The sequence below is a fragment of the Achromobacter sp. FW305-C-30-7 genome, assembly GCF_058783105.1.
Genome location: NZ_JBYSYI010000005.1, coordinates 522079 through 547220, shown reverse-complemented (window position 1 = coordinate 547220; position 25142 = coordinate 522079). Strand labels below are relative to the sequence as shown.

The following is a 25142-nucleotide window of genomic DNA, read 5'->3' as shown; positions in this document are numbered from 1 at the left end:
GCGGCCGGGGCGCGGATCCGCGCGCAGGCGGCCCATTCTACCTGCGCCCAACGGGCCGGCAGCGGCGTGTATCCGTCCCCGGCTGCCGAGCCGTGATCCACGCTCCATGGTCTGCTCATATGCCCAGGTAACGCTGCGCCAGCTCGGGCTGGGCGGACAGTTCCGCGGGCTGCCCCGACCAGGCCACCCGCCCCTTGTCGACGATGTAGTGGCGGTCCACCAGCGTCGCCATTTCAGGCAGGTTCTTGTCGATGACCAGGATGGTCTGGCCTTCGCCCTTGAGCGCCCGCAGGCAGCGCCAGATCTCCTGCCGGATCAGCGGCGCCAGCCCCTCGGTCGCTTCGTCCAGGATCAGGAGCTTGGGATTGGTCATGAGCGCGCGGCCCACCACCAGCATCTGCTGCTCGCCGCCGGACAGGGTCCGCGACGACTGTCCGCGCCGTTCCTTCAGGCGCGGGAACAGCGTGTAGACGCGTTCCAGGTCCCATCCGCCCGGCGCGGCACGCGAAGTCGCGACCAGGTTCTCCTGCACCGTCAAGGATCCGAACACCCTCCGGCCTTCCGGCACCAGCCCCACGCCCAGCCGCGCCACGCTGCTGGGCGCGGCGCGGCCCAGCGTGCGCCCGCGGAACTGCACCGCGCCGCCGGTGGCGGGCAGCATGCCCATCAGGGTCTTGATCGTGGTGGTCTTGCCCATGCCGTTGCGCCCGATCAGCGAGATCACCTCGCCCTCGCTGGCCTCGAACGACATGCCGAACAGGACCTTGCTGGAACCGTAGCCGCCGGTCAGCCCTTCAACCTTCAACATGTTCTTCTCCCAGATAGGCGGCGCGCACCTCCGGATGGCGGCGCACCTCCTCGGGCGAGCCGCTGAACACCACCCGGCCGTAGACCAGCACGCTGATGCGGTCGGCCAGCGCGAAGACCGCGTCCATGTCGTGTTCCACCAGCAGGATGCCGTAGTCGCCCTTCATGCCTTGCAAGAGCCGCGTCATGCGCGCCGATTCCTCGGGTCCCATGCCGGCCATGGGCTCGTCCAGCAGCAGCAGGCGCGGCGCGCGCGCCAGCGCCACCGCCAGTTCCAGCTGCCGCTTCTCGCCGTGCGCCAGGTCGGCCGAACGCACGTGGCGGCGGTCCTCCAGCCCCACGTGCGTCAGCCACTGCATGGCCTCGGTCTTCAACGCGGCGTCATGGCGCGGGTTGGACCAGGCCTGGAAGGCGCGTCCGCTCTTGAGCATGCGCGACAGGATCACGTTCTCCAGCGCGGTGTACTCCTGGCACAGCTCGGTGATCTGGAACGAACGTCCCAGCCCCAGGCGGGCGCGCTCAAAGGCGCGCAGCGCGGTCACGTCCTGTCCGTCCAGATGGATGGTGCCGGAGTCCGGCCGGATCTCGCCGCAGATCTGCGCGATCAGGGTGGACTTGCCCGCGCCGTTGGGGCCGATGATGGCGTGAATCTCGCCGGCGCGCACGTCCAGGTCCACGCCATTGGTCGCGACCACCGCGTCGAAGGCCTTGCGCAGCTGCGTCAGGCGCAACAGGCTGGCGCTTGCATCAGTCGGCATGGCGTGTCTCCAGCAACTTGCCGAACAGGCCCTTCTCGCCCCACAGCACCACCAGCACCAGGATGGGTCCCATGTACAGCAGCCAATGCTCGGTCAAGGACGACAGCATCTGCTCCAGCCCCAGGAACACCGCCGCGCCCGCGATCGGCCCCAGCAAGGTGCCCACCCCGCCCAGGATCACGATGGCCATGAGTTCGCCGGACTTGGTCCAGGCCGCCATGTCCGGCGTCACCAGCCCGGCATAGTTGGCCCACAACACCCCGGCCAGGCCCGTGCCCATCGCCGACAGCACGAAGGCGCTGAGCCGGTATGGCGTGGGCGCCACGCCCAGGTTGATGGAACGCCGCTCGCTCTGGCGCAGCGCCTGCAGCACCATGCCGAACCGCGAATTGGTCACGCGGATGCACAGCAGCGTCCAGAGCGTCAGCAGCGCCAGGCACACATAGTAGAAAACCATGGGGCTTTCCAGATTGATGCCCGGCAGCTCATTGCGCTGCGGAATCATCAGGCCGTCGTCGCCGCCGTAGAACTGCAACGACACCAGCACGAAGTACACCATCTGGCCGAACGCCAGCGTGATCATGATGAACTGCACGCCGCGCGTGCGCAGCGCCAGATAGCCGAACAGCCAGCCGGCCAGCGCGCACACGATGAGCGCTATCGGCCACACCACCAGCGCCGCGTTGCTGCCGGCCCAGCCGAAGATCGGGCCGGCCTCGGCCGTGTGGAAGGCGATGATGCCCACCGCGTAGCCACCCAGCCCGAAGAACATGGCGTGGCCGAAACTGACCATGGCGCCGTAGCCGATCACCAGGTCCAGGCTGACCGCGGCCAGGCCGTGGATCAAAAAGCGCGTCACCACGCCGATCAGAAAAGGCGAGCCCGATGCCAGCGCCGCGGCCGGCAGCAGGATCAGCACCGCCAGGCCGCCCAAGCCCCAGCGGGCGCGGTTCGTAAGTGTGTATGCCATCTTCATCCTCGCGCCGGGAACAGCCCGCCCGGCTTGGCGATCAGCACGATCGCCATCAACACATAGATGCTGGCCGACGCCATGCCCGCGGCCAGCGGGTCCGCCGTGGCCGGCGAGAACATGGTCGACAGCAGCTGCGGCAGGAACGCGCGCCCCAGGCTGTCCACCATGCCCACCAGCAAGGCGCCGGCCAAGGCCCCGCGCACCGAACCGACCCCGCCGATCACGATGACCACGAAGGTGGTGATCAGGATGCGTTCGCCCATGCCGATTTCCACCGCCAGCAGCGGCGCGGCCATCACGCCGGCCAACCCGCACAGCAGAGCGCCCAGGCCGAACACCAGCGTGTAGAGCTTGCGGATGTCTATGCCCAGCGCGTCGACCATCTCGCGGTCGTCGGCGCCGGCGCGGATCAGCATGCCGATGCGCGTGCGGTTGACCAGCCACCACAGGCCCACCGCCACCAACGCGCCAATGGCGATGAACGACAGGCGGATCAGCGGATACTGGAATCCCGGCGCCAGCGTCACCGCGCCTTCCAGGAAGCTGGGAATGCCCACCAGCGGCGGGCGCCGGCCGAAGATCAGGCTGACCGCTTCGTTGGAGAACAGCAGCAGGCCGAAGGTGGCCAGGACCTGGTACAGGTGGTCCCGCTTGTACAGCTTGCGTATCACCAGCACTTCGACCGAAATGCCGTACAGGCCCGCCCCCAGCAGCGCCGCCAGCACGCCCGCGAGGAACGAGCCGGTGGTGCCGATGGCGTACGCGGCGCAGTACGCCCCCACCATGTAGAACGAGCCGTGCGTCAGGTTGACCACCCCCATGATGCCGAAGATCAGCGTCAGTCCGGCCGCCAGCATGAACAGCATGGCGCCGAACTGCAGCCCGTTGAGCAGCTGTTCAAACAGGAGCGTCATGACGGCATCTTGCAGAATTGCGCGTAAGCGTCCTTGTCATCGGACACCAGCTTGCGGACCAGGTGCGGCGACAGGCTACCGTCGCTGCCCTTCTCGATACGCATCAGATAAAGATCCTGGATCGGATGCTGATTGGTGTTCATGCTGAACTTGCCGCGCAGCGACGTGAACTCGGGCTGGCGCAGCGCAGCGCGGAATTCCGCCGCCTTGGACAGGTCGCCGCCGGTGGCCTTGAGGCCCGCGCCGATCAGCTGCGCGGTGTCGTAGGCCTGCATGGCGTAGTCCGTCGGCACGCGGCCGTAGGTTTCCTTGAACGCCTGCACGAAGGCTTTCGATTGTGCGTTGTCGAAGTCCTGCGACCAGATGCCGGTGATGTAGGCGCCGGCCGAGGCGTCGCCCGTGGCCTTGATCATGCGCGCGTCCATCGAGAAGCTGGGCATCAGCATCGGGATGCTCTTGTTCAGCCCGGCCGCCGCATATTGCTTGACGAAGTTGATGCCCGTGCCGCCCGGATGGAACTGGTAGATGGCGTCGGGAGCCAGCGAGCGCAGGCGCGCCAATTCCACCGAGAAGTCCGACTGGTCGAGCTTGGTGTAGATCTCGGCCACCACCTCGCCCTTGTAGGTGCGCTTGAAGCCTTCGATGGCATCGCGGCCCGCCTGGTAGTTGGGCGCCAGCAGCACGACCTTCTTATAGCCCAGTTCGTTGGCCGCTACGCCGCCAGCCGTGTGGAAGGCGTCGTTCTGGTAGGACGCGACGAAGTAATTGGGATCGCACTTTTCGCCCGCGAAATTCGACGGTCCAGGATTCAGGCTGACGTAGAACGCGCCCGACTTCACCACGCTGGGCACCACCGCCGCCAACACGTTGGAGAAGTTCACGCCGGTATAGAGCTTGACGCCCGATTGCAGCAGGCGGTCGGCCGCCTGCTTGGCGTTGGCGGGCTTCAGGCCGTCGTCCTCGATCACCAGCTGCACCGGCACGCCGCCCAGCTTGCCGCCGCCCTGCTTGATGGCCAGATTGAAGGCATCGCGCTCGTCTTCGCCGATGTAGCCCGCCGGCGTGGACAAGGTGGCGATGAAGCCGATCTTGACCGGTTCCGCGGCCTGGGCCGCCCCCATGGACGCCGCGGCGCCCAGCGCGACGGACAACGCGCCGCCCAGTATCTGTTTTTTGATCATGTTTTCCCCTTGGAGACTGCGTTGCCCGCCGCCCCGGCGGCTGGGTGTTTTAAACGGCCACCACCGGATGGCGCAGCGTGCCGATGCCTTCCACGCAAGCCACCACCACGTCGCCCGGCCACAGCCATTCCTGCGGCTTGCGGCCCGCGCCCACGCCCTCCGGCGTGCCGGTGGCGATGATGTCGCCCGGCTCCAGCGTGATGCCCGCGCTGATGTCCGATATCAGGAACGGCACCTTGAACAGCATGTGGCGCGTGTTGGAACCCTGCTTCTTCTCGCCGTTGACCGTCAGCCACAGGTCCAGCACCTGCGGATCCGGGATCTCGTCGGCAGTCACGATGCAGGGGCCGAAGGGCGCGTAGGTGTCCTGGCCCTTGGAATAGATCCACTGGCCGGCGCGGCGGCAATCGCGCGCGCTCATGTCCAGCATGACGCTGTAGCCGAACACATAGGACAGCGCATCGGCCTCGGCCACGCGCGAAGCGCGGCGGCCCATGATGACGGCCAGCTCCACTTCCCAATCCAGCTGCTGCGTGATCTTGGCGTTGTGCTCGATGGCGTCGCCCGGGCCGATGACGGTGGTAGGCGGCTTGGAAAAGATCACCGGCTGCTTGGGCAGGTCGGCCGAGGTATCCAGCGTGCGGCTGGATTCCGCCACATGCTCCACGTAGTTCAGGCCGATGCCGAAGATGTTCTTGCGCGGGCGCGGGATCGGCGCCAGCAGCTTGACGTTCTCTTGCGGCAGCGCGCTGCCCACGGGCCAATTGCCGCGATAGGCCTCCATCAGCTTGCTGGCCTGCGCCACGGCCACGGGCCCCAGGTCGATGAAGGCCAGCATGTCGTCGGGCAGGTCCACGCCGCCGGCGCGGCCCAGCAGGGCCAGGTCGATCACATAGCCTTCGGCCAGCGCGCCCAGGCGGGCAGCGGCGGTGGGATGAGCGCGAAAAGTCACCAAGCGCATAGGAACTCCATAGATTCAGAACGAGTTGAGTCAGGCGCGCGGACAGCGCCCGCGCGGCGGATAAAAATTCGATAGGGAACGGGCAGCGCTAGATCAGCACTTGGTGGCCGTCGTTTTCCTTGACCGCTTCTTCGCGGTAGAGCGCCAGCGCGCGCATTACGGGCAGGTCGTTGAAGCTGAACAGACAGGCGTCGTCGTTGGACGAGAGATTGACGTGTTCGTGGATGGCCCAGGAAGGCACGCAGAAGATGTCGCGCTCGGTCCAGTCGTAGCGCTTGCCGTCGATGATGGAGTAGCCGCTGCCCTTGGCCACCTGGTAGATGAAGCTGCCGGTGTGGCGATGGGCCTTGGTGTGCTCGCCGGGCCGCAGCAGCTGCATGCTGGCGCCGATGGTAGGCATGACCGGACCGCCCGTGGCGGGATTGACATATTCGAGCAGGATGCCGTCGTAGGGACTGCCGGCGGTGGTGCGCGCATAGCGGCGCAGCGCCTCGTAGGTCGGCTCCCATTCGTACTTGAAGAGCGGCGAATACGGCTTGGTCCAACCGGACACCTGGGGCCGCAGCGCCGCGTTGGCCCAGGCGGCGGTGGTGTCGTCCACCGGATAGGTCACGGTCTGGTTCAGGTCGGGATGCACGGCGTAGAAGCCGGCTTCCATCGCATTCACCAGCGGAATGTCCAGGCCGTCCTGCCAGATGCAGGTGGTGCCGTCCTCGGCCACGCCATGCTCGTGCCAGGTGCCGTTGGGGGTCAGCACGAAATCGTTCGCGCCCAGCGTCATCTTGTGGCCGTCGACCACGGTGAACGCGCCCCGCCCTTCCATGATGAAGCGCAGCGCCGAATGCGAATGCTTGTGGGCGGAAGCCAGCTCACCCGGCTTCATCACCTGCAAGCCCGAATACAGCCAGCCCACGGCGGCCGCCACGTCGCGCCGGCCCGGGTTGTTCAGATAGATCACGCGGCGGCCGGCCTCTTCGGGCGAAACCAGCTCGGAGGAGCGCAGCACATGGCCGCGCAGGTCCTGGTAGCGCCACACCACCGGCACCGAGGCCGAACGCGGCGCCCAGGGCTCGATCTTGTTCGCCACCGTCCACAGGGCGCCGGTTTCCAGGCGCGCCAGCTCCTGGTAATAGGCGATCAGCTCGGGCGAGTCGGCCACATTGGCGCGGCCTATGGTCTCCTCGCGGTACGCGTCATAGCGGTTCGCTTCCATCCCTTGCCTCTTTTTATAAAAATATAAATATTTTCGAAAATAATAGAGGCGAGCGGCAAATCGGGCAACGAGCGCGCGCTAGGTGTTTTCCCAGGGCGATTGAAAATTATTGGCGCGACGCCAAACAATACTGTACAAAAACACAGTACAACGTGATACATTTCGCTCGCCTAAAAACTGTCGTCCAGGAGAACCCTGTGTCCGAAGCTGCCCATCTCGTCCAGTACATCGTCGTTCCCTACCGCGCCGCCGCCAATGGCGTCGCCCCTGGCGAGATCCGTCCCGCCAGCAGCGAGTTCGGCGCCATACGCATCGCAAACTCCATGGCCTCCAAGTTCGCGGGCGTCGCCGCCTACGAAGTGCTGATCGACAAGGAAACCGGCGACATGGAATCGCCGCGCATCCTCATGCAGATCGGAACCGTGCCGGCGCTGGACGATTGAACACAATGCGCCGCCGGGCCGCACGCCGCCCGGCTCACCGTCACTCGTCCTCATCGCGGAAGCCGGGCTATAGATTTTCCTTGGTCGGTATGAACTTTTATTAGCTTCACCGGTGAACAGCAATGCGGCAGGATTCATGCCTTCGAGCGGTCTTCCTTCCCATTCTTCCCACCAAGAAGCAGCATGATTCGCCGACTTCCCTTGCGGTGCTCCACCATGGCCGGGCTCTTGTCCGTTGCTTGCGCCCTGCTGCCTGCGGCGCGGGCGGCCGAGCCCTCCGACTGGCCCACCAGGCCCGTGACGCTGGTCGTGCCTTTTCCTCCTGGCGGAGGCAATGACGCCGTTGCGCGCCAGATCGCGGGTCCCACCGGCCAGGCGCTGGGACAACCGCTGGTCATCGACAACCGGCCGGGAGCCGGCGGCACCATAGGCTCCGCAGCCGTCGCCCGGGCCCGTCCCGATGGCCATACCCTGCTGCTGTGCTCCACCAGCAGCCTGGTCGTGGCTACGGCGCTCTACCCCGACCTGCCGTATCGCGTCGACGATCTGGTCCCCGTCGTCCACATTGCCAATACGCCCATGATATGGGTCGCCGATCCCGGCGCGCCCGCTTCCAGTCTCAAGGAATTCATCGCGGCGGCGAAGCAGGCTCCCGGCAAATACAGCTTCGCCTCGGGCGGCAGGAACACCATGCCCCACCTCGCCGGCTTGGCGGTCAAAACCCGCCATGGCCTGGACATGCTGCATGTGCCTTACCGCGGCTCCACGCCCGCTTATGGGGATCTCGCCACGGGGCGAGTGAACCTGATGATGGACAGCATTGTTTCGGCGCTGCCCTTTGTCGAGTCTGGCCGCGTCAAGGGACTGGCCGTCAGCATGGCTCAGCGCATGCCCCAGCTTCCGTCCGTACCGACTTTGGCCGAACAGGGCCTGGACGACTTGAACTTCATGGGCTGGGTCGGCATTTGCGCGCCGCGCGATACGCCGCCCGAGATCGCCGCCAAGGTCGCCCGCAGCGTGCAACAGGCCTTGGCAGAGCCTGCGCTGCGGGAAGCTTTCGCCAGACAGATTGTGGAAGCGGTAGGCGCCGGCCCTGCGGCGTTTGCGCAAACCATAGCGCGCGACACGCTGGCGTGGCGGCAGATCATCGCAACGTCTCGCACCGAACCGGATTGATCCCCCCCAGCTACCGATCTCATGACCGGCTCGTCATCCCGCAAGCGACGGATCTTTCAACAGGCCGTTCGAGACCTGCCAGGCAACCTCGCAGATGCAATCGGCCATGGCGGCGCGCAGCGGAATCGAGGGCTGATCGATGTACGAAGCAAAGTAGGTCTGGTTCGGAAACGGCCTGGAGAACGGGATCGGCAACAGCGTGCCCGAATCGAGTTCATCGCGAATGAGTTCGATCGGCACGACCGCGTATCCGGCGCCCGCGCGAACCAGGCGCAACATGACCGAAAACGACCTCACCACGATCAGCTTGAAGCCTTGCATCTGGGGCGCTGCAAAGTACGTGGCAATAGCGGAATACGCCAGCGAATCCACCGGATAGCACAACAGAGGCAACTGCTTCAACCGGTCCAGCGACGGTTCGATATCGCGGGCCATCAGGCTGGGACTGCAGACCCAGATGTACTCCAGTTCGAGCAGCTTCCGGTTGATCACGGTCGGCTCTTCGATGCTGCCCAACAGCAGCCCTATGTCGAGCTGCCCCTCAAGCAGTTGCTGGCGAATGTCGGTGCTGGTCAGCGACTGCAAATGCACCGTGACGTTGGGCCATTGCCTGGCCAGCGTCGCGACCATGGGTTCGAGGATCGCTTGCGCGACTGTCCCGCTAAGGCCGATGCTGATCTGGGAAAGTCTGGCGTCGGTGGTCGCGAACCTGCCGGTGAATGCTCTTGCATGAGCCAGCAGTTCTTCCGCAGGCTCGAGCATTTCCAAGCCGACGGGCGTCAAACTCAGTTGCTTGCCTTTTTCCCGCACAAATACTCTGACCCCCAGTTCTTCCTCGAAGGCCGCTATGCGAGCCGAGACGGCCGCCTGCGAAGCGTGGAGTTCTTCCGCGGCCAATGTCATTTTCTTGAGCCTCGCGGCGCGGACAAAAGTTTCGAGAAACCGGAGATTCATGCGTGGATATCCTAAGCCTGAGACACAACCCAGTCCGCAGCTTGCGCCAGGACGATCCCGGTCCGACCCGGGACGGATGGTCAGAATCTAAAAGGGGACTGGGCTTCCATTGCTGCGATGCAGCACGCCACGCTACCGGATTGCCGAGCGAGGGCTGAATCAGGAAGAAATGGAAGGGCCTTTAACCCCTTTTTTCTTCACGGCTCGCAGACGCTGGTACTGGCCTGCAGGCCTGAATGCAAAGCGGGAGACGAGGCTCCCGCTCATAATCCCAAGCGATTGATTTTAACGAATTTTCTTAGTTTTACGCAGTAAAAGCCCCTATCAAAACTTCGTGTTTTTCCGGCGTGCTTTGATCTTGTGACACTGCGCCAATCGAACTGAGACTATAAAATTTGATAGGTGCAATACTCCGCATGCTTCGGTGCAACAAAATTCCACGTTATTGCTATTACTCCACCGTGCTTATGCTGCGTGGGATCATGTATTTACCTGCGCGTGCCCGCATGGTTCCCCAGGCCAGCCAAGCGGGAATCGTTGTCCCGATATTTAATAATCGGCAATAAAAAAACGCGGCCGATATTCCAAATTCATCACGCGCACAGGCAAGCAAACGTATCCAGAACCGGCGTCTGCCGTTGCCCAAATCCTGCTCCGCGTGGCGCCGATGAACCTGCTAAGTCAGCGCGATGCCGCCGTCGACGCGCAGATTTACCCCAGTAATGAAACTGCTGTCATCCGACGCCAGAAACAACGCGGCGCGGGCGAGCTCCGACGACTGGGCCAGCCGTCCGAGCGGAATCAACGAGGCCATGCCCTGCTCGAACGCGGGGCGATGCGCTTCGGCCACGCCGAGCTTTTCCAGAATCGGCGTATCGGTAGGGCCTGGGCTCAGGACATTGACGCGAATCCTCCTGGACTTGAATTCCAGCGCCCAGGCACGCGCAAAGGCTTCGACGGCCGCCTTGGAGCCGGCGTAGACCGCATGGTTTTCCAGCACCTTGGCGCTGGCGATGGAACTTGTGACGATGATGGAGCCGCCGTCGCGCATCAGCGGCAGGACGCCGGTGACGCCGAAGAAGACAGCACGCGTGTTGGTGCCGAACTGCGCGTCATAGCTGCCTACGCTCACGGCCGCAGAGGGTTCGATGTTGTTCATCCCGGCGTTGGCCATGTAGATGTCGACCGCGCCGAACCGTTCCCGGACCTCCGCCGCCAGCGCGGCGTGCGTGGCCAGGTCGGCAACGTCTCCCACCACGCCGAAGGCAGCGGCGCCAAGTCGCGCCACCGCCGCGTCGACGGCCTGCCGCCTGCGCCCAAGGATCGCAACGCGCGCCCCTTCGGCGATGAACGCTTCGGCCGCGGCGTAGCCGATGCCGCTATTGCCGCCGGTGACGACGGCGGTCTTTCCCTGTAGTTTGCCCATGATTTTCCTTCGCGGAGATGGACGCCAGACGACACGGCATGACGCGTCGTCTGGCATACGCGCGTATCGACGCGCTCAGAAATCCCAGATGACCGGTACCCAGCGAAACGCGTCGCCGTCGACCGCCACGCGGCCCACCGAGGGAAACGGCAAGTGCGCTGCAACCAGCAGCCCGCGGTTCCGTGCCAGCTCCTGGAACAGGCCGATACGGACGCGGGCCGATTCCTCGGGGTCGTGTTCGAAGCCGTTTTGCCATTCGGGATGGTCGAATGCGACCGGGAACATCGCATCGCCGGCAAACGTCAACCGCTCGCCGCCCGAGACCAGATCGACCACGCTATGACCCGGCGTATGGCCGCCGGTCATGCGCACAATGACGCCCGGCGCCACCTCATGCCGGTCCTCGAAGAGACGCAGCTGGTCGCGGTACTCGTTGTAAAAACTGGTGGCGGTCGACTTCAGCACCGCGGGCACCGGCTTGGGCATGACGGTGTGCGAGAAATCCGGCGAGGTCCAGAACGCCACTTCGGTCGCGCACACATGGATGCGCACGTCGGGACGCAAGCGTTCCTTGACGCCCGGCACGAGCAGCCCGCCCACGTGATCCATGTGCATGTGGGTGATGATCACGTCGGTCACGGATTCGAGCGCGATGCCCGCGGACTCCAACCGCTGGGGGAACATGCCGGCGCGCGGAAAGCCTGCGAACTGCCCGCCCAGCCCCGCATCGATGAGGATGGTCTGATCGCCGCTGCGGGCCACCATCACGTTCAGCGGCCAGTCGAACGCGTCGGGAGGCATGAACATGTGCTCCAGCCACGCCGCGAGATCGGCGGGGTCGGCATTGGTGGCCATCGTTGACGTTGGCAGCGGCAGCACGCCGTCGCTCACGACCAGGGCGTCGATGTCGCCGATCTGCACCGCGTAGCGCGACGGGACCAGATCGATGGATTCGGTATTTTCTATGGCAAACATGGCGGTATCTCCAGGAAGGTGCGTCGCTCAGGCGGTAGCGCGAATGAAGGCGAGCAGGTCGGCGTTGATGCGGTCCTGCATGGTGGCGGTGAGGCCGTGCGGCGCGCCGGGGTAATAGATTTCCTTGGCGTTTTTCACCAGGCGCGCGGCTTTCTTCGCCGCATCGTGCACTGGCACGATCTGGTCGTCTTCGCCGTGCATGAACAGGGTCGGCACGTCGATCTTCTTCAGGTCCTCGGTGAAGTCGGTCTCGGAAAACGCCTTGACGCATTCGTAGGCGTTCTTCTGGCCGCTTTGCATGCTCCACAGCCAGAACTGGTCCAGCATGCCTTGCGAGACCTTGGCGTCGGGACGGTTGGCGCCATAGAAGGGGATGGCCAGCTCCTTGTAGAACTGCGAGCGGTCGCCCGCCACGCCGGCGCGAATGCCGTCGAAGACCTCGAGCGGCAAGCCTTCGGGATTGGCGGCGGACTTCAGCATCACTGGCGGCACCGCGCCGATGAGCACCGCGCGGGCCACGCGCTTGCTGCCGTGGCGGCCGATGTAGCGCGCCACTTCGCCGCCGCCGGTGGAATGGCCCACCATCGTGATGTGCTTCAGGTCCAGCGCCTCGATCAGTTGCGCCAGGTCATCAGCGTAGCCATTCATGTCATTGCCGGACGACGGCTGCGACGAACGTCCGTGGCCGCGGCGGTCGTGCGCGATGACGCGAAAGCCGTTGTTCGCCAAGTAGTGCATCTGCCCGTCCCAGGCGTCCGCGTTCAGCGGCCAGCCGTGAGAGAACGTGACGACGGGACCGTCGCCCCAGTCCTTGAAGTAGATCTGCGTACCGTCGTTGGTGGTGAAGGTATTGCGGGTCATGGTCGTGCTCCGGTTGAGTGGCGCGATGCTTTGCGTCGGGAAGTGGGTGAAGGCATGGTAGGTGTGGGGTTGGGCGCGCGGTAGGCTCGTGGCGGGAAGCACGCTGTTGCGCCACGAGCACCAATGCGCATCGATGCGTCGACAGCGGGACCGCGAAGCACGGCTGCGCTGCTGCGTGCACGCGGACCTTGCACTTTCGGACGACCAAAAACCCGATTGTTGTCGCGCCGGCAACACCATGCGTCCTTGCATGGCTCTACCGCGTCATGCACGGCGCTCTTAGGATGTGTCCAGCCATATATCGCTGGACGTGCCGCTGCCGCCACCCCTGACGCACAGCCGCGCACCGACGTGGGGACCGACATCATGCATCTGGGAAAATCCTATCGCCTGGGCGAGTTCGTGATCTGGACCCGCAGAAAAATCTACGTGTTGGTCGCGCTGAGCCTCGCGCCTGCGCTGCTCTACCAGGTGGCCGGCCTGAAATGGCTGACGCTGCCCTTGTCGGTGGTATCGCTGCTGGGCACCGCCACCACCTTTGTCGTCGGCTTCAAGAACGTGCAGACCTATGCGCGTACGGTCGAAGCGCAGAAGATCTGGATGAGCATCGTCAGCGCCAGCCGCTATTGGGGCGTGATCAGCCGCAACTATGCCGGCGACGCCGAGCGCGGCGCGGCATTGGTGCAACGGCATCTGGCCTGGTTGACGGCGCTGCGCTACCAACTGCGCGAACCGCGCGTATGGGAGACCGTGGCCAGCCGCCCCAATGCCGAGTACCGCAAGCAGTATGTGATTCCGGAGCGCGCCGAGCCTTTGGAGTCCGCACTGTCGCGCTACCTGCCGGCGCAGGACGTCCCGGCCTTGATGCACGCCGATGACAGGGCCGCGCAGCTGCTTGCCATGCAGGGCCGGGCCGCCCGCGGCCTGCTGGATGCAGGCGCCATCACCGCAGCCGAACACGCCGATCTCAACAGCCGCATCCGCGAGCTCCTTGATCTCCAGGGGCAGGCAGAGCGCATCAAGAATTTTCCGTATCCGCGCCAGTACGCCATCATCAACACCCTGTTCGTGCGCGCCTTCTGCGTCGCGCTGCCGTTTGGCCTGACGGGCCAGTTCGCCCTGCTCGGCCAGGATGCCGGCGGCATCATGCAAGGCCAGATGGCATGGCTGGCGGTGCCGTTCAGCGTGATCATCTCGTGGATCTACACCTCGCTTGAGCAGGTCGGAGAAAGCACGGAGAATCCCTTCGAAGGCAGTGCCAACGATGTGCCCATCAGCCGCCTGAGCGCGATGATAGAGCGCGACCTGGCGCAGATGGCAGGCGACGCCGACCTGCCGGCGCTGCCCGTCGCGATGATCGCGCTGTAGGCGGCGCAGCCCGCTGCCGCCGACTGCGGGGAGCTGCCCGCCCGGAGCTGCCCGCCCGGCGATTTTCACGCTTGTCCTGCCTGGACTGCTGCGGCAAAATAGCCTGCCTCCCGCCCCCCTTCCTCCCCAGGCGTTGGCCTACCCCATGACCGGCTCCGTGACCCTGTTCGACCGCCATCGTCCTCGCCTGTACGCGATCGCCTACCGCATGCTGGGTTCGGTCGCGGAAGCGGAAGACGTGGTGCAGGACGCGTGGCTGCGCTGGCATGGCGCCGACCGCTCCTCGCTTGAGAACCCCGAGGCCTGGCTCGTCACCGTCACTACCCGTCTGTCCATCGACCGTCTGCGCGCCGCCAAGGCCGAACGGGAGAACTACGTGGGCGTCTGGCTGCCGGAACCCATGCTGATGGCCGCGCCATCCACGCCCGAACAGATCCACGAACTTGCCGACGATGTTTCAGTAGCGTTTCTGTTCATGCTGGAGCGCCTGTCGCCGGACGCCCGCGCGGCCTTCCTGATGCGTGAGGTGTTCGACGCCGACTACGAGGACATCGCGCAGACCCTGGACAAGACCCAGGCCGCGGTCCGGCAACTGGTGCGGCGCGCCAAACAGCAATTGCGGCAGGGTAGCCCGCGCGAGGCCGTGCCGCGCGCAACGCTGCAGCGGCTGCTGCAAGCCTTCGCCGACGCGATGCAACGCAGCGACTTCCACGGCCTGCACGCGCTGCTGAGCGACGACGCCGAGCTCATCGGCGACGGCGGCGCCAAGGTCAGCGCCTTCGCCAGCCTGGTGGGCGGCAAGCGGCTGGCGCAGCTGTTCTACGCCGGCAAGCGCCGCTACCGCGACGCGCTGCGCACCGAGGTGGTCCAGGTGAACGGGCAATGGACGCTGCTGCGTTTCATCGACGGCAATCTGGAATCCGTGCAGTCCTACGAAACGGACGGCAAGCGCCTGACCCGGGTACTGGTGCAGCGCAACCCGGACAAGCTCGCGCGCATCGCGGCCGCCCTGGCGCAACGCTGACACCGGTTGCGCCGGCTTTGGTGCATGGCGGGCAACATGGTGATCCCTGGCGCGGGCCTACCGCCGCGCCGCCCGCGCTTCTACGATGGGCCTGTCACCACTCCGACCAGGACAGGCCATGTCGCACCTCACCAAACTCACGTTGTCTTTCATCGCCGCCGGCGCGCTGCTGGGCCAGCCCGCCCATGCCGCATCGCACCACGGGGCGCCCGCCGGCAAGCCGGCCGACCCCATCGTCACCGAAGTGATGAACAAGGATCTGCCGGACATCCCGGGCAGGGATGCGGTGATGCTCGTCGTCGACTATCCGCCCGGGGCGGCCGATCCCCTGCATCGCCACGACGCCTCGGCCTTCGTCTACGTGCTCGAGGGCAGCATCGTCATGCAGGTCAAGGGCGGCAAGGAAGTGACGCTGACCCCGGGCCAGACCTTTTACGAAGGGCCGGACGACATCCACACCGTGGGCCGCAACGCCAGCCAGACCAAGCCGGCCAAGTTCGTGGTCGTGCTGATCAAGAAGAAGGGAGCCCCCGCCCTGATCCCCATTCAATAAGGGACGGACATAAGCTCCATCCTGGCCAGTCCCGGACACAGCATGCCCGGGGCTGGCCAGATTTTTTTCCGGGCCGCGTCACAAAAACGTCCCGCGCAACGTCTTAGAGGGTAGGATCAACCAACTCCGCGGCGCTGCCACCATGCCCACATCCCTCCCAGCCCCCTCGGTTACCCCTCCCGCCAACGGACCGGACTCGCTGGCCGACAGCTTCGCCACCAGCTACGCCGGCGTCATGGCCTTCATGGCCGTCGCCGTCGAAGGCAACTTCGCCAAGGCCGGCGACCGGCTGGGCATAGGCCGTTCGGCAGTCAGCCGCAGCGTGCAGAAGCTCGAGGACCAGCTGGGCACCCGGCTCTTCGTGCGCACCACCCGCAGCACCTCGCTGACCCCCGAGGGCCAGCGCTTCTACGAGCAATGCCATCCTGGCGTGGAGCGGATCATCCAGGCCCTGGACGACATGCGTGAGCTGCGAGAGGGCCCGCCTTCCGGCCTGGTGCGCGTCTGTTCCACCGTGGGCTTCGGCCGCAAGGTCGTGGCGCCCCTGCTGAATGACTTCCGCAAGGCCAACCCGAACATCTCGGTGGAACTGCTGCTGGATGACGGCCCGACCGACTTCACCACGGACCGTGTCGACGTATCCTTCCGCAACGGCCGCATGGAAGACAGCCAGGTAATCGCCAAGAAGGTGATTCCCATGCAGATGATGCTATGCGCGTCGCCCGATTACGCAGCCAGGCACGGACTGCCTCTCAGCGTCGACGAACTCTCGCGCCACGGCTGCGTGAATTTCCTGCTGGCATCGGGACGCGTATACGAATGGGAATTCAAGGTCGGCGGCCATCTGCGCAAGTTCGCGCCGCCCGCCATGCTGACCTTCAACGATGCCGATCTCGTCCTGCAGGCGGTGCTGGACGGCCATGGCATCGCGCAGATGGCGGGCTATCAGGTCTGCGAACACCTGCGCGCCGGCACGCTGGTCGCCTGCCTGCCGCAATACGCGCCCGACGACCGCGGCCACTATCTGTGCTTTCTCAGCCGTCAGCACCTGCCGGCGCGCATGCGCGTCTTCATCGATTTCATGACCGAACGCATCCGCGCACAGGACCTGCAGATCATCGACAGCTTGCTGTTGAAGCAGGCCTGAACGCTATTGAGTCAGGGCGACCACGCTGTGGATCCCGCCCTGGGCCATCTTGGAGTATGGGCACAGGCGTTCCGTATTGCGCACCAGCTCTTCGGCGATAGGCGTGGGCACGCCCGGCAGGTGGATGTTGACGTCCGCGGTCAACGCAAACAGGCCGTCGACGGGGTCGCGGCCGAACGAGATAGTGGCCGTGACCGAAGCGTCCGGGATGGCCAGCCCGGCGCGTTCCGCCAGCATCGCGAGCGCGCCGTGGAAGCATGCCGCATAGCCGGCGGCGAACAGCTGCTCGGGATTGGTGCCGCCGCCCGTGCCGCCCAGTTCGACCGGCAAGCGCAGCTCCACGATCAGTTCGCCGTCATCCGATATGGCCATGCCGGAGGCTCGCCCATGGGCGGCCTCCCCACCCCGCACCGTCACGCTGGTGGTGTACAGGGGATGGAAGTCCCCGCCTCGGTACTTTTCCAGGAGGCTCTGGGGAGGAGGCCGCAGTTTGCTCATGAACGTCCTTGTGTTCGCCGCTACTTTCTTGCGCCCGAACGGCTGAACCAGGTTTCGAAGTCGATCTTGCCCAGGCGCGGGCCAGCTCCCGGCACCAGAGTTTCATCTTCGAGCAGGGCGCCGAAATAGCGCGCGCCGGCGTCTGCCCGCACGCTGCGCGTGTCGCCGATCTTGGCCATGTAGCGTTGCACCAGGTCGGCCAGGCGCACCCGCTCGGGGCCGGCGATTTCCACGATGCCGTTCACCGGCGGCGCCAGCGTGGCATCGGCCATGGCCAGCGCCACGTCGTCGGAAGCGATCGGCTGGACGAAGGCCGGCGACAGCCGCACTTCCGTGCCTTCCGTCCCCGACTGCACGATGCCGCCCAGGAATTCGAAGAACTGCGTGCTATGCACGATGGTATAGGGGATGCCGCCCGCCACGATCAGTGCTTCCTGCGCGATCTTGCCGCGGAAGTAGCCGCTTTCGGCCAGACGCTGCGTCCCGACCACCGACAGCGCGACGTGGTGGCGCACGCCGGCGCGGGCCTCCGCCGCCAGCAGATTGCGCCCCGAGGTCTGGAAGAACTCCAGCACGGCGCGGTCCTCGAACGACGGCGAGTTGGCGACGTCGACCACCGTGTCGACGCCGGTCAGCGCCGCATCCAGGCCTTCGCCAGTCATGGTGTTGACGCCGGTGGCGGGCGATGCGGCTATCGCCTCATGGCCGCGCTCATTGAGCAGTTTGACGAGTTTGGAGCCGATCAGGCCCGTGCCGCCGATAACCAGGATTTTCATGATGGTTCCTTAGTTGAACTTGGCGCGATCCAGGCCGTATGCCTTGTCGGCCGAACCGGGCACGGTGCGGAAGCCCACGTTGAGACGGTTCCAGCCATTGATGGCCATGACCGCGAAGCTGAGGTCCGAGATTTCCTTTTCGGACAATTGCGAGCGCACGCGTTCATAGATGTCGTCGGGCACGCCCTGCGCGCCCAGCGTGGTCAGCGCCTCGGTCCAGGCCAGGCAGGCGCGCTCGCGCGGCGAAAACTCGCCCGATTCGCGCCAGATCGCCACATGGTGCAGGCGCAGTTCTTGCTCGCCGTGGATCTTGGCGTCCTTCACGTGCATGTCCAGGCAGAAGCCGCAGCCATTGATCTGCGAGGCGCGGATTTCGACCAGGCGCAGGATCGGCTGCTCGATCGCCCCGGACTTCAAGAGCATGCCGAACTCGACGAATTTCTTGAACAGTTCGGGCGATTGCGCATAGGCGTTCAGACGTTGACTCATGGTGACTCCCTAGATTGGTTGACAGGTGCAGGCTGTGTTGGACCGGGTGCGGTACGTGCCTGAACTACGCCCAAATCGTAGGGCCGCGCGGAGAGCGGCAGAAGACCTGCCAAGGGGACCATGATGTTGCCTCGATGGCAACAATGGTCTGTAGCAGCGGGCTGCCGTCCTTCAGTTCAAGAGCGCGGCTCGACCCCGAGCTGCTTCATGGCCCGGCCGATCGCCTGGGGCGCGTAGTCGTCCCAAGGCTCGTTGCCCGCGTCCAGGCGGGTGTGGATATTGGCGATGGTCCAATGCGCAGACCCTTTCAACCCGTCCAGCTCATCCCAGCGTACGGGAACGGACACGCCCAGGCCGGGCCGGGCGCGCGCCGACCAGGCCGCCACCGTCGTAGCGCCGAAGCCGTTGCGCAAATAGTCGGCGAATATCTTGCCCACGCGGTTCTTGGGCCCGCTTTTGGCGACGAACAGCTTTGGCAGGGTTTGCGCCAGATGGCGCACCATGGCTTCGGAAAAGTCCTTCACGGCGTCCCAGCCGTATTGCTTGCGGATGGGAACGACCACATGCAGGCCCTTGCCGCCGCTGGTCTTCAGCCAGCCGCGCAGGCCAAGTTCCTGCAGCAGCACGCGCACCAGCTCCGCGCCCTGCTGGACCGCGGGCCAATCCACCCCTTCCCCGGGGTCCAGGTCGAACAGCATCCGATCCGGCTTGCCGATCGAGGTCTTGAGCGCGTTCCAGGTGTGGAACTCCACCACGTTCAGCTGGGCAGCGGCGAGTATCGCCGCTACGTTCGAAATTTCCATCAGGGAGGGATGCCCCGGATAGAGACGTTCGGGCAGCGCGGTCACCCCCGGGATAGGGGATTCCGAATGCCGCTGGAAGAAATGCTCGCCCTGGATCCCCGCGGGCGCCCGGACAAAGGAAACCGGCCGGCCGCGCAGGTGCTCCATCATCAGGGGCGCCACCAGTCCGTAGTAGCGGGCCAGGTCGAGCTTGGTCGCCCCGGAGGACGGATCGATCACGCGGTCGGGATTCGATAGCTTCATTCCTTTCGAGGGTTTTGCTGCGCCCCCTGCCTTGGCCTGGGCAGTGCTGTTGCGCGGGGAGAGCTTTTCGGCTGGCATGGCGACCTCGCGAGTGATCTTCTTCGGTGGTTTGTCGGTACGCAGCCCCCGGAAAGTCGAATGGCGTACATGGCCGTCGCCGGTCCACTCCCCGAAAGAGACCTCTCCGATCAAGATGGGCTGGACCCAATGGACCTGCTTGAGGGCGCGCGGCTTGCCTTCGGTCAGGGCGCTGGTTTTCTGCTCGATGCCGGCCAGTTTGCGGTGCAGGTCGAGCAAAGTCCTGTCGTCGAAACCAGTGCCTACGTTGCCGGCGTAGCGCAGTGCTCCATCAGGCTCATGCACCGCCAGCAGCAGCGCGCCAAAGCCCTTGCGGCTGCCCTTGGGTTCGGTATAGCCCACGATGACGAACTCCTGCCGCTGGGTGCACTTGAGCTTGATCCAGTCGTCCGTGCGGCGCGACACATAGGGCGCGGACAGGCGCTTGCCGATGATTCCTTCCAGGCCCAGCTTGCAGGCCGAGGCGACCAGGTCCGCTGGCGGCTTGTCAAAGGCCTCGCTGAACTTCACATGCTTGCCCTTGCACCTGGCAATCACCTGCCGCAGCAGATCCCGTCGCAAGCTGAGCGGCTCGTCGCGCAGATCGCGCCCCGCCACATAGGGCAGGTCAAAGGCGTAGAACACGATATCCGCGGTACCCGCGGCATCGAAGGCGTTCTGCAAGGCCTGAAAGCTGGGCACGCCTTCGCGCGTCAGCACCACGATCTCTCCGTCGATCCAGGCATTGGCAATCTCCAATGCCGCCAGTTCCTGGGCCAGGCGCGGCATCCTGGCCGTCCAGTCGTGGCCGTTGCGCGTGTACAGCTTCACGCTTCCGTCCTCCAGCCTGGCCAGGATCCGGTAGCCGTCGAACTTCATTTCATAGGACCAGTCGTCCGCGCCCCGCGGCACACCGTCAACCAGGGTGGCCAGTTGAGGTTTGAGCGACGCGGGCAGCACAGCGGCCTTGCCGGGCAAGGCCGCGACAGCTTCAACCGCCTTGACAGCGCGAGCTTGCGGCTTGCTGCGCGCAGCCTCCGCCTTCTTCTTCGCCCTCAGCGGCACCACGCTGTCCGGCATCTCATCCACGACGCTGAAGTCCTGGTCCTCCCGCGCGTACTCGTCGCTCTCCTTGATCAGCAGCCAGGGCGGCTGTCGATCGCTTTCTTTGCCCTTCATGCGGATCAGCGCCCAGCGTCCGCGCAGTTTCACGCCCTCGAGCGTGAATTTCAGATGGCCCGCCTTGTAGCCCTTCCGGGGATCGCCTATTGGAGTCCAGCGCCCCTCGTCCCAGATGATCACCTTGCCGGCCCCATATTGTCCCTTGGGGATGGTGCCTTCGAACTGGTTGTAGGCGATGGGATGGTCTTCGACCTGCACGGCCATGCGCTTGACGGAGGGATCGAATGACGGCCCTTTCGGCACCGCCCAACTCTTCATCGCGCCGTCCAGTTCCAGGCGGAAGTCATAGTGCAGATGGCTGGCCCAGTGCTTCTGAATCACGAACACCAGGCCTGCGTCGCCGGACTCGCCGCCCTCGGGCGGTTCGGGCGTGACGGCGAAATTGCGCTTCTCGCGGTATTTCTTGAGACTGTCCGCCATTGCTAGGCCGCCTTTTTCGCCTGCCTGGCGCTCTTGGCGGCCTTCTTCGCGGGCGCCTTCTTCACAGCGGCGCTGCGCGGCGCAGATTTCTTCGCGGGCTTGGCCTCAGCCTTGGCACGCCCCTTGGACGTCCCGCCGCGCAGGCTGCGTTGCAGCAGCTCGGTCAGGTCGATCACGTTATCCGCATACGCCGGCGTTTCCTCCTGCGGCTCGATCACGGTTTCCGTCTTGCCCGCCTTTACCTTCTGCTCCACCAACCCCATGATGGCCGCCTTGAATTCGTCCTGGTAGTCCGCCGGGTCCCACTCGGCCGACATCTCTTCCACCAGCATCTTGGCCATCTTCAGTTCGGACGCGCTGGGCGACATGCTCTTGGCGCCGGCCTTGGGCAGGTCCAGGCCCTCCACGGACTTCACGTCATCCCCCCAACGCATCAGATTCAGGACCAGCGCGTCCCCCATCGGGATCAGCGCCGCCAGATGCTGCTTGGTCTGGATCACGACCTTGGCGATGCCGATCTTGCCGCTCTGGACCAGCGTGTCGCGCAGCAGCGCGTAGACCTTTTGACCCTTGTTGATCGGGGCGACATAGTAGGGACGTTCCAGGTAGACGAACGAGACTTCGGCCGCCTCGACGAATTGCTGGATTTCAATGGTCTGGGTGGTGCGCGGATAGGCGTCCGCTATCTCGTCGGGCGAGATGATGACGTACTGGCCGTCCTCGTACTCGACCCCTTTTACGATGTCCTTGGATTCGATTTCCTTGCCCGTGCGCTTGTTGATGCGCTTGTAGCCGACGGGGTCCATGGACCTGCGGTCGAGCCAGTCGAAATCCACGCCCGATTCCGTCGTGGCGGTATGCAGGCCCACGGGGATGTGGACCAGGCCGAAGGAGATCGCGCCTTTCCAGATGGTACGCGTGGCCATGAGCATTACTCCCTGGTGATGTGCGCGCGGCCTCGCCGTTTGGTCCAGATGCTGGCTTGGCAACCAGGACTCCGGCGAGACACTCGAAGCAGCAATTTCCATGCCCGGGGCCACGTCCGCGCCCATGCACGGCACCGCCGTTTCCCCGGAACGCCCTTCCCGCGCAGGCACGCCGCTTGCTGGACTGCCTGCCATGACATCCGCAACCCATCCCCGCACGGCGGGCATCGTGGCTGCCTTCCCCCGGCGCGCCCATGCCTCCGAACACGAAGTGGCTTCGCTGGACGCCCAGGCTTCCCGCGTGGCCGCGCTGCTGGGCAGGCGGTATGTGCCTGACTACCGGCCCAGCCGCCAACGGGGTGGACCCACGCCCTATTATGTGCCCGATCGCAGTCTGGTTGGAATGGCGCGCGCCGCCATCCTGGGCATCACCGGCGAAGCGGACCTGTATGGCGGCGTAGCGCCGCATGCGTTCGTGGCGACGAAATCCATCAGCCACGGGCTGGTCGGACCACAGGCCCGGCGCCCGGCCGGCTGGGCTGCCACGCTGGCAGACGCGCTGCGCGGCGTGGTGCTGGAAGGCTATACCGCCTTTTGCCCCGAAGACGCCCTGGCGGCAGGCCAGCGCCTGCTCGAGCGCGGCCCGATACGCGTGAAGCCCGTGGACGCCACGGCCGGGCGCGGACAGGTGGTGGCCAGGGACCTGGACGCACTGCGGGCAGCCCTGGCGGAACAATCCCCGCGGGTGATGGAACGGTTGGGCCTGGTGCTTGAGGAAGATCTCGAAGAGGTCGACACCTACAGCGTGGGCTGGGCCAAAGTCGGCGAGATCGAAATCGCCTACGTCGGCACGCAATCGCTGACCGACGACAACCAAGGCCGCCCGGTCTACGGCGGATCCGAATTGCGCGTGGCGCGCGGCAGCTTCGACGCTCTGCGCGCGCTGGACCTCGGCGACGACGAGCGCCGCGCCATCGACCTGGCCTGCCGATATGACGCGGCGATCTGGGCGGCCTATCCGGAATTGATCGCGTCGCGGCGCAATTACGACGTGGCGATCGGACGCACTGCGGATGGCGCCGCGCGCGCCGGCGTGCTGGAACAATCCTGGCGCGCCGGCGGCGCCAGCCTGGCCGAGCTTGCGGCCATGCAGGCATTCGCGCTCTCGCCCGCGTTGATGGAGGTGCGCGCCGAAACGCGCGAACGTTATGGCGCGGGTGAACCCCTGCCCATCGCGCAACGGCTGGTGTTCCATGGCGTAGACAGCGCCATCGGCCAGATCAGCAAATCGGGAGGCATCGTGGAGACGGAAGATGGCGGCGCATAGCACCCCGACGGCTCTGGAGGTTGATGACGTTAAGCTGGAGGCGACCTTTCTCACTCCAGAAGACAAGGTGCCCGGCGTGCTGTTCATCCACGGCTGGGGTGGCAGCCAGGAATTCGACCTGTCGCGCGCCAAAGGCATCGCCGCACTGGGCTGCGTCTGCCTCACCTTCGATCTGCGCGGCCATGGCGGTACGCGTGCCCAGCAACTCCAGGTGACCCGCGAAAACAATCTGCGCGACGTGGTGGCAGCCTATGACAGGCTGTCGCTCCATCCGTCGCTGGATTCCGGCTCGATCGCGGTGGTGGGCAGCAGCTATGGCGGCTACCTGGCCGCCCTGCTCTGCACCCTGCGCCGCGTGCGTTGGCTGGCGCTGCATGTGCCCGCGTTGTACCGCGATGACGAATGGTTGGTGCCCAAGAACCAGCTCAATCGCGACACGCTGCGCGCCTACCGCAGCGCCTACGTGCCGCCGGAGGAAAACCGCGCCTTGAAGGCCTGCACCGAGTTTTCCGGCGACGTGCTGCTGGTGGAGGCGGAGAACGATATCTACATCCCCCACTCCACCATCATGAGCTACCGCTCCGCCTTCCGCCGATCTCACTCCTTGACCCACCGGATCATCGACGGCGCCGACCATGCGTTGACGGAAAAACCCGCGCAACGTGCGTACACCTCCATCCTGGTCAACTGGGTGACGGAGATGGTGACCGGCGCCCGCATGGGAGAGGGGCGCACAAGCATCTGATGACGGGCGCCAAACAGGACGGCACGGCGGGTAGCCATGCCGTCCGCTCACTGCGCTCACTGATAGCGATTCACCTTGGTCACAGACTTGGAACTGCCGAGCGCCGCTGGCCGGCCAATAATGCCCGGCTTTTTCCCGAGGGCTCCCCCGCTGACCTGGTGGGTTTCCTTGGCGTTCAAGGGCCGGATCCGTTGATCGACCGTACCCTGTTGCCCTGCTTGCTCCGTTTTCTTCATGTCCGTCTCCCGCTTCGTGCTGACGAAGTAAGCCGCGCCAGCGTCGGCCGAGTATCAAGGGGGGACGACACTGGTCCACGTCCCTGCGGACAGGAGCGTCGGCGCCCCACCCATTGAAAGACTCGATGCGGAAAGTAGCAGGAGGCGGGCGGCGGCGAATCGGTCTTTGGTCGTAGGTCCGCACGCGCATTCGCTCCCCTTGCAGCCGGCACGACGGCAATCCGGAAGCCACGCGGAATTTCCATCCCTACGACTAAAGACCGATGCGCCTGCACCGGTGCGCTGCTACTGTCCGCCCCGAGCATTGCCAGTTTGGGAGCCGGGCTTCCCGTCTGCAGCGCATCGCGGCGAGAACCTGGTTCCGGGTGATGCTCGGCCGACGCTGGCGCGGCTTCATTCGTCAGCATGCAGCAGGAGATAAAGATGGAAAAAACTGAACAGCCCGATCAGCGGCGCGACGCGGAACAACAGGTCAGACCCTTGAGCGCCGAGGAAACCCGGGCGGTCAGCGGCGGCTGGGGACCGAACCGTACCAATATCACCTTTGCCCCCCAGAAAAGCGGCTGGCCCGCCGGCAAGACGCTTTACATGCCGAAGTAGTCAGTAAGGATCCGGGCCACATCGGACGGATGCCCCAACTGGCATCCGATTTCATAGCGCGGCGGCGCGTTCGCCGCGGCTTTTTTTCCGCCATGCCGGCCGGCTT

General features: G+C 65.2%; 26 protein-coding genes. 9 read left to right on the top strand and 17 right to left on the bottom strand.

All coding sequences use genetic code 11. The features are described 5' to 3' along the window. Window positions 1–115: 115 nt before the first annotated feature. From AC3WOB_RS19450 to AC3WOB_RS19420, 7 genes are all read right to left on the bottom strand, one after another. Window positions 116–808: an ABC transporter ATP-binding protein gene (locus tag AC3WOB_RS19450; RefSeq protein ID WP_013391213.1), complete on the bottom strand. Its 693-nt coding sequence runs from the start codon at window positions 806–808 to the stop codon at window positions 116–118. Beyond that, on the bottom strand, window positions 795–1565 hold the full coding sequence (locus AC3WOB_RS19445; RefSeq protein ID WP_013391212.1) for an ABC transporter ATP-binding protein: 771 nt from the start codon (window positions 1563–1565) through the stop codon (window positions 795–797). Before AC3WOB_RS19445 ends, AC3WOB_RS19450 begins: the two co-directional genes overlap by 14 nt. Then, a complete protein-coding gene (locus AC3WOB_RS19440) occupies window positions 1555–2541 on the bottom strand; it encodes a branched-chain amino acid ABC transporter permease (RefSeq protein WP_492275915.1) in 987 nt (328 codons plus the stop codon). The genes AC3WOB_RS19445 and AC3WOB_RS19440 overlap by 11 nt, the downstream gene beginning before the upstream one ends. Continuing rightward, window positions 2538–3452 carry a branched-chain amino acid ABC transporter permease gene (locus AC3WOB_RS19435; protein ID WP_013391210.1) on the bottom strand — a complete coding sequence of 305 codons (915 nt, stop codon included), beginning with the start codon at window positions 3450–3452 and terminating at the stop codon, window positions 2538–2540. Before AC3WOB_RS19435 ends, AC3WOB_RS19440 begins: the two co-directional genes overlap by 4 nt. Beyond that, the gene (locus AC3WOB_RS19430) at window positions 3449–4633 is read right to left on the bottom strand and encodes an ABC transporter substrate-binding protein (RefSeq protein WP_492275914.1); all 1185 of its coding nucleotides are present in this window, start codon (window positions 4631–4633) and stop codon (window positions 3449–3451) included. Before AC3WOB_RS19430 ends, AC3WOB_RS19435 begins: the two co-directional genes overlap by 4 nt. Before the next feature lie 49 nt (window positions 4634–4682). Continuing rightward, on the bottom strand, window positions 4683–5594 hold the full coding sequence (locus tag AC3WOB_RS19425) for a fumarylacetoacetate hydrolase family protein (protein ID WP_013391208.1): 912 nt from the start codon (window positions 5592–5594) through the stop codon (window positions 4683–4685). 88 nt (window positions 5595–5682) lie between these two features. Then, entirely contained in the window at window positions 5683–6807 is a 1125-nt protein-coding gene (locus AC3WOB_RS19420) for a cupin domain-containing protein (protein ID WP_013391207.1), read from the bottom strand. A gap of 197 nt (window positions 6808–7004) precedes the next feature. On the opposite strand from AC3WOB_RS19420, the gene AC3WOB_RS19415 reads away from it, so the two are divergent. Both AC3WOB_RS19415 and AC3WOB_RS19410 read left to right on the top strand, forming a co-directional pair. Continuing rightward, the gene (locus AC3WOB_RS19415) at window positions 7005–7250 is read left to right on the top strand and encodes a hypothetical protein (RefSeq protein ID WP_013391206.1); all 246 of its coding nucleotides are present in this window, start codon (window positions 7005–7007) and stop codon (window positions 7248–7250) included. A gap of 183 nt (window positions 7251–7433) precedes the next feature. After that, window positions 7434–8426 carry a Bug family tripartite tricarboxylate transporter substrate binding protein gene (locus AC3WOB_RS19410; protein ID WP_492275913.1) on the top strand — a complete coding sequence of 331 codons (993 nt, stop codon included), beginning with the start codon at window positions 7434–7436 and terminating at the stop codon, window positions 8424–8426. Between the two features lie 33 nt (window positions 8427–8459). On the opposite strand, the gene AC3WOB_RS19405 is transcribed toward AC3WOB_RS19410, so the two are convergent. The 4 genes from AC3WOB_RS19405 to AC3WOB_RS19390 all read right to left on the bottom strand — a co-directional run bounded on the left by AC3WOB_RS19405 (window position 8460) and on the right by AC3WOB_RS19390 (window position 12642). Further along, window positions 8460–9380 carry a LysR family transcriptional regulator gene (locus AC3WOB_RS19405; protein ID WP_492275912.1) on the bottom strand — a complete coding sequence of 307 codons (921 nt, stop codon included), beginning with the start codon at window positions 9378–9380 and terminating at the stop codon, window positions 8460–8462. A 676-nt stretch (window positions 9381–10056) separates the two neighbouring features. Beyond that, complete coding sequence (locus AC3WOB_RS19400; protein ID WP_013391203.1) at window positions 10057–10806, bottom strand: SDR family NAD(P)-dependent oxidoreductase; 750 nt, start codon at window positions 10804–10806, stop codon at window positions 10057–10059. A gap of 75 nt (window positions 10807–10881) precedes the next feature. Then, on the bottom strand, window positions 10882–11781 hold the full coding sequence (locus AC3WOB_RS19395; RefSeq protein WP_492275911.1) for an MBL fold metallo-hydrolase: 900 nt from the start codon (window positions 11779–11781) through the stop codon (window positions 10882–10884). Window positions 11782–11808: 27 nt separating this feature from the next. Next, window positions 11809–12642 carry an alpha/beta fold hydrolase gene (locus tag AC3WOB_RS19390; protein WP_492275910.1) on the bottom strand — a complete coding sequence of 278 codons (834 nt, stop codon included), beginning with the start codon at window positions 12640–12642 and terminating at the stop codon, window positions 11809–11811. A gap of 366 nt (window positions 12643–13008) precedes the next feature. Between AC3WOB_RS19390 and AC3WOB_RS19385 the strand changes: the two genes are divergently transcribed. The 4 genes from AC3WOB_RS19385 to AC3WOB_RS19370 all read left to right on the top strand — a co-directional run bounded on the left by AC3WOB_RS19385 (window position 13009) and on the right by AC3WOB_RS19370 (window position 16734). Then, window positions 13009–14010, top strand: a complete 1002-nt coding sequence (locus AC3WOB_RS19385) for a bestrophin family protein (RefSeq protein WP_492275909.1) — start codon at window positions 13009–13011, stop codon at window positions 14008–14010. 145 nt (window positions 14011–14155) lie between these two features. Beyond that, entirely contained in the window at window positions 14156–15034 is an 879-nt protein-coding gene (locus tag AC3WOB_RS19380; protein WP_492275908.1) for an RNA polymerase sigma-70 factor, read from the top strand. A gap of 118 nt (window positions 15035–15152) precedes the next feature. After that, window positions 15153–15587, top strand: a complete 435-nt coding sequence (locus AC3WOB_RS19375; protein ID WP_492275907.1) for a cupin domain-containing protein — start codon at window positions 15153–15155, stop codon at window positions 15585–15587. A gap of 142 nt (window positions 15588–15729) precedes the next feature. After that, complete coding sequence (locus tag AC3WOB_RS19370; protein ID WP_013391197.1) at window positions 15730–16734, top strand: LysR family transcriptional regulator; 1005 nt, start codon at window positions 15730–15732, stop codon at window positions 16732–16734. A 3-nt stretch (window positions 16735–16737) separates the two neighbouring features. Here AC3WOB_RS19370 and AC3WOB_RS19365 read toward each other — a convergent pair whose 3' ends face one another. The 5 genes from AC3WOB_RS19365 to ku form a co-directional block, all read right to left on the bottom strand. Continuing rightward, the gene (locus AC3WOB_RS19365; RefSeq protein WP_492275906.1) at window positions 16738–17232 is read right to left on the bottom strand and encodes an Ohr family peroxiredoxin; all 495 of its coding nucleotides are present in this window, start codon (window positions 17230–17232) and stop codon (window positions 16738–16740) included. 20 nt (window positions 17233–17252) lie between these two features. Next, window positions 17253–18008 carry an SDR family oxidoreductase gene (locus tag AC3WOB_RS19360; protein WP_492275905.1) on the bottom strand — a complete coding sequence of 252 codons (756 nt, stop codon included), beginning with the start codon at window positions 18006–18008 and terminating at the stop codon, window positions 17253–17255. Between the two features lie 9 nt (window positions 18009–18017). After that, window positions 18018–18497 carry a carboxymuconolactone decarboxylase family protein gene (locus AC3WOB_RS19355; protein WP_013391194.1) on the bottom strand — a complete coding sequence of 160 codons (480 nt, stop codon included), beginning with the start codon at window positions 18495–18497 and terminating at the stop codon, window positions 18018–18020. A 176-nt stretch (window positions 18498–18673) separates the two neighbouring features. Continuing rightward, on the bottom strand, window positions 18674–21202 hold the full coding sequence (ligD, locus tag AC3WOB_RS19350) for a DNA ligase D (RefSeq protein WP_492275904.1): 2529 nt from the start codon (window positions 21200–21202) through the stop codon (window positions 18674–18676). A gap of 2 nt (window positions 21203–21204) precedes the next feature. Then, the gene (gene ku, locus AC3WOB_RS19345) at window positions 21205–22128 is read right to left on the bottom strand and encodes a non-homologous end joining protein Ku (protein ID WP_013391192.1); all 924 of its coding nucleotides are present in this window, start codon (window positions 22126–22128) and stop codon (window positions 21205–21207) included. Between the two features lie 193 nt (window positions 22129–22321). Between ku and AC3WOB_RS19340 the strand changes: the two genes are divergently transcribed. Together AC3WOB_RS19340 and AC3WOB_RS19335 are read left to right on the top strand one after the other, a co-directional pair. After that, window positions 22322–23455: a DUF3182 family protein gene (locus AC3WOB_RS19340; RefSeq protein WP_013391191.1), complete on the top strand. Its 1134-nt coding sequence runs from the start codon at window positions 22322–22324 to the stop codon at window positions 23453–23455. Further along, the gene (locus AC3WOB_RS19335; RefSeq protein WP_041652119.1) at window positions 23442–24200 is read left to right on the top strand and encodes an alpha/beta hydrolase family protein; all 759 of its coding nucleotides are present in this window, start codon (window positions 23442–23444) and stop codon (window positions 24198–24200) included. Before AC3WOB_RS19340 ends, AC3WOB_RS19335 begins: the two co-directional genes overlap by 14 nt. Before the next feature lie 56 nt (window positions 24201–24256). Here AC3WOB_RS19335 and AC3WOB_RS19330 read toward each other — a convergent pair whose 3' ends face one another. Beyond that, the gene (locus tag AC3WOB_RS19330; RefSeq protein ID WP_492275903.1) at window positions 24257–24436 is read right to left on the bottom strand and encodes a hypothetical protein; all 180 of its coding nucleotides are present in this window, start codon (window positions 24434–24436) and stop codon (window positions 24257–24259) included. A gap of 423 nt (window positions 24437–24859) precedes the next feature. Between AC3WOB_RS19330 and AC3WOB_RS19325 the strand changes: the two genes are divergently transcribed. After that, window positions 24860–25036: a hypothetical protein gene (locus AC3WOB_RS19325; protein WP_013391188.1), complete on the top strand. Its 177-nt coding sequence runs from the start codon at window positions 24860–24862 to the stop codon at window positions 25034–25036. Window positions 25037–25142: the final 106 nt, after the last annotated feature.

What these genes read in the sequence shown, in the direction of transcription:
- AC3WOB_RS19355 (WP_013391194.1), bottom strand. Translation starts at nt 18,497, where the DNA reads ATGAGTCAACGTCTGAACGCCTATGCGCAATCGCCCGAACTGTTCAAG.
- AC3WOB_RS19375 (WP_492275907.1), top strand. Translation starts at nt 15,153, where the DNA reads ATGTCGCACCTCACCAAACTCACGTTGTCTTTCATCGCCGCCGGCGCG.
- AC3WOB_RS19390 (WP_492275910.1), bottom strand. Translation starts at nt 12,642, where the DNA reads ATGACCCGCAATACCTTCACCACCAACGACGGTACGCAGATCTACTTC.
- AC3WOB_RS19400 (WP_013391203.1), bottom strand. Translation starts at nt 10,806, where the DNA reads ATGGGCAAACTACAGGGAAAGACCGCCGTCGTCACCGGCGGCAATAGC.
- AC3WOB_RS19335 (WP_041652119.1), top strand. Translation starts at nt 23,442, where the DNA reads ATGGCGGCGCATAGCACCCCGACGGCTCTGGAGGTTGATGACGTTAAG.
- AC3WOB_RS19325 (WP_013391188.1), top strand. Translation starts at nt 24,860, where the DNA reads ATGGAAAAAACTGAACAGCCCGATCAGCGGCGCGACGCGGAACAACAG.
- AC3WOB_RS19410 (WP_492275913.1), top strand. Translation starts at nt 7,434, where the DNA reads ATGATTCGCCGACTTCCCTTGCGGTGCTCCACCATGGCCGGGCTCTTG.
- AC3WOB_RS19445 (WP_013391212.1), bottom strand. Translation starts at nt 1,565, where the DNA reads ATGCCGACTGATGCAAGCGCCAGCCTGTTGCGCCTGACGCAGCTGCGC.
- AC3WOB_RS19340 (WP_013391191.1), top strand. Translation starts at nt 22,322, where the DNA reads ATGACATCCGCAACCCATCCCCGCACGGCGGGCATCGTGGCTGCCTTC.
- ligD (WP_492275904.1), bottom strand. Translation starts at nt 21,202, where the DNA reads ATGGCGGACAGTCTCAAGAAATACCGCGAGAAGCGCAATTTCGCCGTC.
- AC3WOB_RS19435 (WP_013391210.1), bottom strand. Translation starts at nt 3,452, where the DNA reads ATGACGCTCCTGTTTGAACAGCTGCTCAACGGGCTGCAGTTCGGCGCC.
- AC3WOB_RS19365 (WP_492275906.1), bottom strand. Translation starts at nt 17,232, where the DNA reads ATGAGCAAACTGCGGCCTCCTCCCCAGAGCCTCCTGGAAAAGTACCGA.
- AC3WOB_RS19425 (WP_013391208.1), bottom strand. Translation starts at nt 5,594, where the DNA reads ATGCGCTTGGTGACTTTTCGCGCTCATCCCACCGCCGCTGCCCGCCTG.
- AC3WOB_RS19330 (WP_492275903.1), bottom strand. Translation starts at nt 24,436, where the DNA reads ATGAAGAAAACGGAGCAAGCAGGGCAACAGGGTACGGTCGATCAACGG.
- AC3WOB_RS19385 (WP_492275909.1), top strand. Translation starts at nt 13,009, where the DNA reads ATGCATCTGGGAAAATCCTATCGCCTGGGCGAGTTCGTGATCTGGACC.
- ku (WP_013391192.1), bottom strand. Translation starts at nt 22,128, where the DNA reads ATGGCCACGCGTACCATCTGGAAAGGCGCGATCTCCTTCGGCCTGGTC.
- AC3WOB_RS19360 (WP_492275905.1), bottom strand. Translation starts at nt 18,008, where the DNA reads ATGAAAATCCTGGTTATCGGCGGCACGGGCCTGATCGGCTCCAAACTC.
- AC3WOB_RS19380 (WP_492275908.1), top strand. Translation starts at nt 14,156, where the DNA reads ATGACCGGCTCCGTGACCCTGTTCGACCGCCATCGTCCTCGCCTGTAC.
- AC3WOB_RS19430 (WP_492275914.1), bottom strand. Translation starts at nt 4,633, where the DNA reads ATGATCAAAAAACAGATACTGGGCGGCGCGTTGTCCGTCGCGCTGGGC.
- AC3WOB_RS19395 (WP_492275911.1), bottom strand. Translation starts at nt 11,781, where the DNA reads ATGTTTGCCATAGAAAATACCGAATCCATCGATCTGGTCCCGTCGCGC.
- AC3WOB_RS19450 (WP_013391213.1), bottom strand. Translation starts at nt 808, where the DNA reads ATGTTGAAGGTTGAAGGGCTGACCGGCGGCTACGGTTCCAGCAAGGTC.
- AC3WOB_RS19405 (WP_492275912.1), bottom strand. Translation starts at nt 9,380, where the DNA reads ATGAATCTCCGGTTTCTCGAAACTTTTGTCCGCGCCGCGAGGCTCAAG.
- AC3WOB_RS19370 (WP_013391197.1), top strand. Translation starts at nt 15,730, where the DNA reads ATGCCCACATCCCTCCCAGCCCCCTCGGTTACCCCTCCCGCCAACGGA.
- AC3WOB_RS19440 (WP_492275915.1), bottom strand. Translation starts at nt 2,541, where the DNA reads ATGAAGATGGCATACACACTTACGAACCGCGCCCGCTGGGGCTTGGGC.
- AC3WOB_RS19420 (WP_013391207.1), bottom strand. Translation starts at nt 6,807, where the DNA reads ATGGAAGCGAACCGCTATGACGCGTACCGCGAGGAGACCATAGGCCGC.